A 10,222-nucleotide genomic window follows, 5' to 3' on the forward strand; every position below is an offset into this window, starting at 1 on the left:
AGCCACCGGGTCAAGGCACGCTTTCCCGCCTTGACGCGGTGGCTCGGCAACCGAACAATTCAAGATCGGGTTCGGAAGGGGCTGCTTTTCATCCGGGCGTAGCGAAGCGAAGCCGGCGCCGTAGAAACCCGCGTAGCGGCTACACCCCAGGCTCCGAATGGCCCAGCTTGGTCAGCCACACCCGGAACAACCGGTGCAGCGACTCGGCCCCCACCAGCTCGCCCGGCGGCTCGAACTCCTTGGGGTGGATGAGGAACCCGCGCTCCTGCTCCCCACCGAGCCCGCCGTGTGAGCCGACGTGGATCTCGAACGGTGAGGCCTCCCCGGTCTCCGGGTCCCACCGGCTGTTGATCATGATGTCGGCGCAGTGTGGGAAGGTGTCCACGCGCCGGATCAGGTCCGGGGCGTGTTCCCCGTACAGCGCCAGCGGGTCCTCCCCGAGCACCTCGCCGGACGCCAGCCGGTGGACCCCGTCGCGGCCGAGCACGACCGGACCGTGGACGTCGCTGCGCACCAGCATGAACCCGATCCCCGGGTGGTCGACCAGCGCGGGCAGCAGCTCCGGGTACTCGCGCTCGATCGTCTCCAGCGAGACCCTGCCTTCGTGCTCGGTGAACGACACCATCCCGACGTGCCCGGACACCACGACGACCACGCCGGGCGCCACGCGCGTCACCTCGTGCCGCTCGTCCTCCCGTGGCCGGTGCTCGATGCGCCGCGCCCCGGTCACCCGCTCCCGCAGTCGCGTGGCGACCGGCCCGCCGGAAACCGCTTCCGGGGCCGGTCCGCCGCACAGCCGCCCGACGAGCTCCTCCAGCGACTCGCCGAACCGGTGCGCGAACGCCCACCCCTGCGTCTGCCCGTGGTCGGACAGCACCACCAGGTGGTACGGCCGCGGCCCGAGCCGGGACGCGCGGTGCAGCCGCCCGATCTGCTGGTCGATCGCCCGCAGCACGGCGAGCGTGTCGAACCGTTCGATGCCGGAGTGGTGGGCGACCTCGTCGTAGCCGAGGAAGTCCGCGTAGACCACCGGGCGGCCGTTGAGCATGTCCTCCAGCACCGCGGACACCACGACGTCCCGGGAGATGACCGTGGTGCCGGTCCGGGCGATCGGGTAGATCCCGCCGCGCGGCACCCGCGGCACGACGCCCGCCCGCCGCTGCCGCGCCGACGCCGAGACCTCGCGGACGATGTCGACCAGTGCCGAACCCAAGGTGCGCAACGCGTTCACCGGGTTGGCGAAGTAGGCGTAGTAACCCGCGCCGACCCGGTCCGCGCGACGTCGGCGCAGGCCTCTGGGCAGCAGCACGGACACGGCGCTCATGGTGAGGCTGACGTGCGGCGCGTCGCCGGTGAAGAGGTTGCCGTGGCTGGCGCCGTCGACGGCGAGCAGGCCGCGGCCGTTCGAGTGCCGCCGCTCGATCTCGGCCGCGTCGCGCGGGTGGGCGCACGCCATCACGTGGTCGCGGTCCTTTTCGTACCAGCGGAACCCGAGGATGTCGTGGTTGGAGCCGTGCAGGATGCCGCACACGCTCGCGCCGGTCTGCGAGCTCCAGTCGGTCTGCCAGCGCACCAGCGCATGGCTGTCCTCGGCGAGCCAGCGAGCCAGGGTCGGCATGTCGCCGTCCCGCATCGCGCGGCGCACGACGTCGTACCCGAGGCCGTCGACCTGCAGGAAGATCAGCCCGGGCGGGAGGTCCGGTCCGGGGTCCGGGCAGCGGCGCGACCGGCGGCGGGCGCGGCGGAAGAACACCTCGTCCTCGTCGATGGCCAGCACGCTCGACACCACGCCGCTGACCGCGGACACCCCGACCACGACGAGGAACCCGGTGCGCAGCCCGTTGACCTCGACCCCCGGCACGACCGCGAACGCCGCCACCGCGCCCGCGCCGAGCACGAGGAAGCTGCCGATGCCGAGCGTGAACAGCGCCAGCGGCAACGCCACCCGCAGGACTTGCGGCCACACCACGGCGGTCAGCAGGCTCAGCAGCAGGCCGCACACCAGCGGCTGCCACTCCTCCGGCATCGCGAAGCCGTCGAGCAGGTCGTCCATGCCGACGAGCGCGAGCGACGTGGTCAGCCACACCAGGGTGAACCGCGCGAGCGACCGTCCACGCCGGAACAGCCGGCCCCTCTCCGCCGTTGTCATCCCCGGTTCCCCACCCTTTCCCTGCGGCGCTTCGCCACCAGGTTGATCACCCCGGTGACCAGCAACACCAGCACGGCGGCCAGCAACGTCGCGACGAGCGGCGAGTCGAACAGGCCGCCGCTGAGCACGCCGAGCAACGCGTACGCGACCGCCCACAGCACGCACGCCACGGCCGTGGCGGGCAACAGCCGCCGCCACGGGTAGGCGATCGCGCCCGCGGCGAGCAGCACGGGGATGCGCCCAGCCGGCAGCAACCGCCCGACGACCACGAGCTGCCACCCCTGCCGCGCGAACCGCCGCCGCGCCGCGACGAGGCGTTCCGGCTTCTGCCCGCGCGCCAGCCAGCGGACCGCCGCGTCGCTGCCCAGGCGCGCGACCGCGAAGGTCACGACGTCACCCACCATCGCCCCCGCGGCGGCCAGCAGCAGCACCAAGGGCAACGACAGGTGCCCGGTGGTCATGGCGATCGCGGCCGCCGCACCGACGACGGCCCCGGTCGGGACGATCGGCACGATCGAGCCGACGAGGACGCCCAGGAAGAGGGTCGGATAGCCGACGCTGGAGAGGTCGGTCCAGTTCACCCAGCCACCCCATCACGCACCCGCCCCGGCCCGGTGACCGCCGCGCCGACGATCGCCGATCTCACACCGACGAGCGCGGGACTGGCGAAGCCCGCGGTTGCGGGCTCTCCGGGTGGCCTCATCGGGGCGACCTGTGCAGCCGCACCGGCTCGCCGGGCTCCGTGAGGGCCACCGTGGTCGGCAGGCCGCGATCCGCCACCTCCGCCGCGAACGTCCGTGGCGGTGAGACCAGCAACCGCCGCATGCGGCGGGTTCGCGCCAGGCCGGGGACGGCCAGGGTGCCCCAGTGCACGGGCACCACCACGCGCGGCCGCACCAGTGAGACCGCCTCCGCGGCCCGCGCCGGGTCCAGGTGCCCCGGCCCCAGATTCGGCCCCCACCCCCACACCGGCAGCAGCGCCACGTCCACCGGGCCGAGTTCGGCCATTCCCGGGTACAGGTCCGTGTCCCCGGCGACGTACACCCGCGCCCCCGGCCCCTCCACGACGTGACCGCTCGCGGGCGCCTGCGGGCCGTGCGTGAAGCGCGGCCCCCAGCGATGCCCGGAGTGGTCCGCAGGCACCGCGGTCACCCGGAGGTCGCCGAGCTCCAGCCGCTCCCCGATGTCCAGTTCCGCCACCGCCGGAAACCCCCGCCGCCGCAACCACCCGCCGGCCCCGCGCGGCACCACGATCCGCACGTCCCGCCCCAGCAGCCGCAGCGACGGCACGTGCAGGTGGTCGCCGTGGAGGTGGGAAATCAGCACGAGGTCGACGTCGGCGTAGGCAGCGGGATCCAGCGGTGGCGCGACCCGCACCAGCCCGCCCACCGTGCGCGTCAGCACCGGATCGGTCAGCACGACCCGGCCGGCGATCTCCAGCCGGACCGTCGAGTGCCCGAGGAAACGCATCGCCAGGCCGTCCACACCCCGAGTATCCCGGCCGGAAGGCGGTCCGCGTCCGTAACACCTTGATTACTTAATCGGACACTCACTCGAACCGGTGAATCGATCACGGCACCCCACCGGCACACCTTTGCGCTGGTCAACGCTGGTGCAACGGTACTTCCACACCGGAGGCTGTCGCGTCAACGTCCGTATGGCATATGCCACGAGGTCCGCTCGACGTATGTCGATAACGGCGAGTTCACACTACTGTCATAAGACCCGGCGAACCCGGGGGTAACTGGCGCGCCGCGGGAACCCGCCCACCACGACCCGGGGATCTCGCTGATGCGCGCCAGCGGCCCGAAGACGTGCCGACCGGCGGCCACCCAACGACGTGTGGCCAGTGTGCCGAGTCCTGCCCTCGTTCAGGCGACTCGGACTTCTGCTCTCGACTGACCATCGCGCAGGAGGGCTGTTGCGTTAACAACAGCCCGTGCCGCGCCCACGTGTGAGGAGACGGCCAGCCGTGACCCGCCACAGTGTTCGCAAGCCGGAAGGCTTGTACGACGCGCAATACGAGCACGATGCCTGCGGTGTCGCGTTCGTCGCCGATATGTCCGGCCGACGCAGCCACGACATCGTGACCAAGGCCCTGACGGCCCTGCGCAACCTCGAACACCGTGGCGCCAGAGGAGCGGAACCGGAGACCGGCGACGGCGCGGGCATCCTGATCCAGGTCCCGGACGCGTTCTTCCGCGAGGTCGTCGACTTCGAGCTGCCCGAGGCGGGTCACTACGCCGTGGGCACCGCGTTCCTGCCGGTCGACGAGACCGCCCGCGGCCGCGCGATGAGCGCGATCGAGGGCCTCGTCGCCGAGGAGGGCCTGCGTGTCCTGGGCTGGCGCGAGGTCCCGGTGGACACCGAGCACGTCGGGCCGACGGCGGCCTCGACCATGCCGCACTTCGCGCAGCTGTTCCTGGCCTCGCGCGAAGGGCTGCGCACCGGGCTGGACCTGGAACGCGCGGCGTTCTGCGTGCGCAAGCGCGCCGAGCACCTGCTGGCCGACGAGGACGTGTACTTCCCGAGCCTGTCCGCCCGCACCATCGTCTACAAGGGAATGCTCACCGAGCCGCAGGTGCCGCGGTTCTTCCCGGACCTGACCGACGAGCGCGTGACGAGCGCGATCGGGCTGGTGCACTCCCGCTTCTCCACCAACACGTTCCCGTCGTGGCCGCTGGCCCACCCGTACCGGTACGTGGCGCACAACGGCGAGATCAACACGCTGCGCGGCAACCGGAACTGGATGGACGCGCGCGAGTCGATGCTGTCCACCGACCTGATCCCCGGTGACCTCAAGCGGATCTACCCGATCATCACCCGCGGCGCGAGCGACTCGGCGAGCTTCGACGAGGTCCTCGAACTGCTGCACCTCGGCGGGCGCAGCCTGCCGCACGCCGTCCTCATGATGATCCCGGAGGCGTGGGAGAACCACGAGGAGATGGACGAGGCGCGCCGCGCCTTCTACGAGTTCCATTCCACGCTGATGGAGCCGTGGGACGGCCCGGCGCTGGTGTCGTTCACCGACGGCACCCAGATCGGCGCGGTGCTGGACCGCAACGGCCTGCGCCCCGCGCGGTACTGGGTCACCGAGGACGGCCTGGTCGTGCTCGCCAGCGAGGTCGGCGTGCTGGAGCTGGACCAGTCGACGATCGTGAAGAAGGGCCGGCTGGAGCCGGGCCGCATGTTCCTCGTCGACACGGCCGAGGGCCGCATCATCGACGACGAGGAGATCAAGGGGCAGCTGGCCGCCGAGCACCCCTACGGCGACTGGGTCGACCAGGGCCTGGTGCGCCTGGAAGAACTGCCCGAGCGCGAGCGCGAGGTGCCCACGCACGCCTCGCTGGTGCGCCGCCAGCAGGCCTTCGGCTACACCGAAGAAGAGCTCGACACCCTGCTGTCGCCGATGGCGCGCAGTGGTGCGGAGCCGATCGGCTCGATGGGCAACGACTCGCCGCTCGCGCCGCTGTCGTCCGGCCCGCGGCCGATCTTCGACTACTTCATCCAGCTGTTCGCCCAGGTCACCAACCCGCCGCTGGACGCCATCCGCGAGGAGCTGGTGACGTCGCTTGGCACCCAGCTCGGCGCGCAGCCGAACCTGCTGGAGGCCACCGGCGAGTCGTGCCGCCGCGTCGTCCTGCCGTTCCCGGTGCTGGACAACGACGAGCTGGCCAAGCTGGTGCACATCAACGACGACGGCGACCTGCCCGAGTTCACCGCGGTCACCATCCACGGCCTCTACGACGTGCACGGCGGCGGCGACGCGCTGCTGGCGCGCCTGGAGGAGATCCGCACCGAGGTGTCCAACGCGATCTCCGAGGGCGCGCGGCTGATCGTGCTGTCCGACCGCGGGGTCGACGCCGACCACGCGGCGATCCCGTCGCTGCTGCTCACCGGCGCGGTGCACCACCACCTGGTGCGGCAGAAGACCCGCACGCAGGTCGGCATCATCGCCGAGACCGCCGACGCCCGCGAGGTGCACCACATCGCGCTGCTGCTGGGTTACGGCGCCGCCGCGGTCAACCCGTACCTGGCTATGGCCACGGTCGAGGAGCTGGCCCGCGACGGCAAGATCCCGGGCGTCACCGCGCAGCAGGCGACCCGCAACCTGATCAAGGCGCTGGGCAAGGGCGTACGCAAGACCATGTCGAAGATGGGAGTGTCCACTGTGGCCTCCTACACCGGCGCGCAGATCTTCGAGGCGCTCGGCCTGTCGCAGGAGGTCATCGACACCTGCTTCACCGGCACCACCTCGCGGCTGGGCGGCGTCGGCTTCGACGTGCTGCACGAGGAGGTCCGGCAGCGGCACGCCCGCGCGTTCCCGCGCGACGGGTTCCGCCCGAACCACCGCGAGCTGGAGATCGGCTCGGACTACCAGTGGCGGCGCGAGGGCGAGCCGCACCTGTTCAACCCGCACACGGTCTTCAAGCTGCAGCACTCCACGCGCACCGGCCGCTACGAGGTGTTCAAGGAGTACACGAACGCCGTCGACGAGCAGTCGAAGAAGCTGTTCACCCTGCGCGGCCTGTTCGAGCTGAAGGAGGGCGTGCGCCCGCCGGTGCCGATCGAGGAGGTCGAGCCGGTCTCCGAGATCGTCAAGCGGTTCGCCACCGGCGCCATCTCCTACGGCTCGATCTCGCAGGAGATGCACGAGACTCTGGCGATCGCGATGAACCGGCTGGGTGGCAAGTCCAACACGGGTGAGGGCGGCGAGGACCCGGAGCGGCTGTACGACCCGGAGCGGCGCAGCGCCGTGAAGCAGGTCGCGAGCGGCCGGTTCGGCGTCACCAGCGAGTACCTGGTCAACGCCGACGACATCCAGATCAAGATGGCGCAGGGCGCGAAGCCCGGCGAGGGCGGTCAGCTGCCCGGCGCGAAGGTCTACCCGTGGATCGCGAAGACGCGGCACTCCACGCCGGGTGTGGGCCTGATTTCCCCGCCGCCGCACCACGACATCTACTCGATCGAGGACCTGGCGCAGCTGATCCACGACCTGAAGAACGCCAACCCGGCCGCCCGCATCCACGTGAAGCTGGTGTCCGAGGTCGGCGTCGGCACGGTCGCGGCCGGTGTGTCGAAGGCGCACGCGGACGTCGTGCTGATCTCCGGTCACGACGGCGGCACCGGTGCCTCGCCGCTGTCCTCGATCAAGCACGCGGGCGGCCCGTGGGAGCTGGGCCTGGCCGAGACGCAGCAGACCTTGCTGGCCAACCGGCTGCGCGACCGGATCGTGGTGCAGACCGACGGCCAGCTCAAGACCGGCCGTGACGTCGTGATCGCCGCGCTGCTCGGCGCCGAGGAGTTCGGCTTCGCGACCGCGCCGCTGGTGGTGTCCGGCTGCATCATGATGCGCGTCTGCCACCTGGACACCTGCCCGGTCGGCGTCGCGACGCAGAACCCGAAGCTGCGCGAGAAGTTCAGCGGCAAGGCCGAGTACGTGGTGAACTTCTTCGAGTTCATCGCGCAGGAGGTGCGCGAGTACCTGGCGCGGCTGGGCTTCCGCTCGATCGAGGAGGCCGTCGGGCACGCCGAGGTGCTCGACACCCGTCCCGCGGTCGACCACTGGAAGGCGCGCGGGCTGGACCTGTCGCCGATCTTCCACGTGCCCGAGCTGGAGCCGCGTGCCGCGCGGCACCAGGTGGTCAAGCAGGACCACGGCCTGGAGAAGGCGCTGGACAACACGCTGATCCAGCTCGCCGAGGGCGCGCTGAACTCCGGGGACAAGGTGCGGCTGGAACTGCCGGTGCGCAACGTGAACCGGACCGTCGGCACCATGCTCGGGTCGGAGCTGACCAAGCGCTGGGGCGGCGAGGGCCTGCCGGACGACACGATCGACGTGACCTTCACCGGCACCGCCGGGCAGTCGTTCGGCGCGTTCATCCCGAAGGGCATCACGCTGCGGCTGTTCGGCGACGGCAACGACTACGTGGGCAAGGGCCTCTCCGGTGGCCGCATCATCGTGCGGCCGCCCAAGGAGGCGAAGTTCGACACGTCGGCGAACATCATCGCGGGCAACGTGATCGGCTACGGCGCGACCGGCGGGCAGATCTTCCTGCGCGGCAAGGTCGGCGAGCGGTTCTGCGTGCGCAACTCGGGCGCGCTGGCCGTCGTGGAGGGCGTCGGCGACCACGGTTGCGAGTACATGACCGGCGGTCGCGTGGTCGTGCTCGGGCCGACCGGACGCAACTTCGCCGCCGGCATGTCCGGCGGGATCGCCTACGTGCTGGACCTGTCGCCGCTGCGGGTGAACCCGGAGATGGTCGACGTGGACCCGCTGGACGACGAGGACGTCGAGTTCCTGCGGGACGCGGTCGAGGCGCACTTCGTGGAGACCGAGTCGCCGGTGGCGCGGGAGCTGCTGGCCGACTGGGAGACCACGATCGCCCGGTTCGCCAAGGTCATGCCCAAGGACTACAAGCGGGTCCTGGCCGCGCAGGCGGAAGCCGAGCGCGACGGCCGGGACGTGAACGAAGCCATCATGGAGGCCGCACATGGCTGACCCCAAGGGTTTTCTGACGACGCCGCGCGAGACGCCGAAGACCCGGCCGGTGCCGCTGCGGCTGCTCGACTGGCGCGAGGTGTACGAGGACTTCGCGTCGAACAAGCTGGAGAAGCAGGCCGGCCGCTGCATGGACTGCGGCATCCCGTTCTGCCACCAGGGCTGCCCGCTGGGCAACCTGATCCCGGAGTGGAACACGCTGGTCTGGAGCGACGACTGGCGCGACGCGATCGAGCGGCTGCACGCCACGAACAACTTCCCGGAGTTCACCGGGACGCTGTGCCCCGCGCCGTGCGAGACCGCGTGCGTGCTGGGGATCAACGACGACCCGGTGACGATCAAGCGGGTCGAGATCTCCATCGTGGACCGCGCGTGGGAGGAAGGCTGGATCACGCCGCAGCCCCCGAAGACGCGCACCGGCAAGAAGGTCGCGGTGGTCGGGTCCGGTCCGTCCGGCCTGGCGGCGGCGCAGCAGCTGACCCGCGCCGGGCACGACGTGGTCGTGTTCGAGCGGGCCGACGCGATCGGCGGGCTGCTGCGGTACGGCATCCCCGAGTTCAAGATGGAGAAGCGCCGGCTGGACCGGCGGCTGGACCAGATGCGGGCCGAGGGCACGGAGTTCCGGACCGGTGTGAACGTCGGGGTCGACATCACGGCGGAGGAGCTGCGGTCGTCCTACGACGCGGTGGTGCTGGCCGGTGGCGCGACCGCGTGGCGGGACCTGCCGGTGAAGGGCCGCGAGATCCCGGGCATTCACCAGGCGATGGAGTTCCTGCCGCTGGCGAACCGGGTGGCGTCGGGTGAGCTGGAGTCGTCGCCGATTTCGGCCGAGGGCAAGCACGTCGTGGTGATCGGCGGCGGTGACACCGGCGCGGACTGCGTCGGCACGTCGCACCGGCAGGGCGCGCTTTCGGTGACCCAGCTGGAGATCATGCCGCGACCGCCGGAGACCCGGTCGGAGGCGCACCCGTGGCCGATGTACCCGATGATCTTCCGGGTGTCCTCGGCGCACGAGGAGGGCGGCGAGCGGCTGTACTCGGTGAGCACGCAGGAGTTCCTCGCCGACGAGGACGGGAACCTGCGGGCGCTGCGGCTGGTCGAGGTCCGCAACGAGGGCGGGAAGTTCGTCGAGGTCGAGGGCACCGAGCGGGAGCTGCCCGCGCAGCTGGTGCTGCTGGCGATGGGCTTCGTCGGCCCGCAGCGCGAAGGCCTGATCGAGCAGCTCGGCGTGGAGCTGGACGCGCGCGGCAACGTCGCCCGGGACGCGGATTTCCGCACCAGCGTGGAGAACGTGTTCGTGGCCGGTGACATGGGCCGCGGGCAGTCGCTGATCGTGTGGGCGATCGCCGAGGGCCGCTCCGCCGCGGCCGGCGTGGACTCCTACCTGACCGGCCGGAACGTCCTGCCGGCGCCGATCGCGCCGACGGACCGGCCGATCGCCTAGTGCCCCGGGGCGGGCCGCCGCGGCAACGAAGCCGCGACGGCCCGCCCCGAGCCCAACGCGCACCGTCAGGGTTCGAGGTCGACCACGCCCGTGCCGCTGGTCAACGTCCCAGCGCCCCGGTTTGTGC

The 10,222-nt window shown here is 71.4% G+C and carries 5 protein-coding genes; 2 read left to right on the forward strand and 3 right to left on the reverse strand.

Annotated elements, in window-relative coordinates:
* Positions 1-139: 139 nt before the first annotated feature.
* The 3 genes from ABZ215_RS41845 to ABZ215_RS41855 all read right to left on the reverse strand — a co-directional run bounded on the left by ABZ215_RS41845 (position 140) and on the right by ABZ215_RS41855 (position 3,634).
* Positions 140-2,149: a phage holin family protein gene (locus ABZ215_RS41845; protein ID WP_354956369.1), complete on the reverse strand. Its 2,010-nt coding sequence runs from the start codon at positions 2,147-2,149 to the stop codon at positions 140-142.
* Positions 2,146-2,730 carry a VTT domain-containing protein gene (locus ABZ215_RS41850; RefSeq protein ID WP_020421754.1) on the reverse strand — a complete coding sequence of 195 codons (585 nt, stop codon included), beginning with the start codon at positions 2,728-2,730 and terminating at the stop codon, positions 2,146-2,148. Before ABZ215_RS41850 ends, ABZ215_RS41845 begins: the two co-directional genes overlap by 4 nt.
* Positions 2,731-2,848: 118 nt before the next feature.
* Positions 2,849-3,634: an MBL fold metallo-hydrolase gene (locus tag ABZ215_RS41855; RefSeq protein WP_354956371.1), complete on the reverse strand. Its 786-nt coding sequence runs from the start codon at positions 3,632-3,634 to the stop codon at positions 2,849-2,851.
* Positions 3,635-4,121: 487 nt separating this feature from the next.
* Here ABZ215_RS41855 and gltB point away from each other — a divergent pair, with 487 nt between their 5' ends.
* Complete coding sequence (gltB, locus tag ABZ215_RS41860; protein WP_027936412.1) at positions 4,122-8,651, forward strand: glutamate synthase large subunit; 4,530 nt, start codon at positions 4,122-4,124, stop codon at positions 8,649-8,651.
* Entirely contained in the window at positions 8,644-10,095 is a 1,452-nt protein-coding gene (locus tag ABZ215_RS41865; protein ID WP_354956373.1) for a glutamate synthase subunit beta, read from the forward strand. The genes gltB and ABZ215_RS41865 overlap by 8 nt, the downstream gene beginning before the upstream one ends.
* Positions 10,096-10,222 lie beyond the last annotated feature (127 nt).

It is taken from the genome of Amycolatopsis sp. NPDC006131, assembly GCF_040614175.1.
Classification (GTDB): Bacteria; Actinomycetota; Actinomycetes; order Mycobacteriales; family Pseudonocardiaceae; genus Amycolatopsis_E; species Amycolatopsis_E tucumanensis.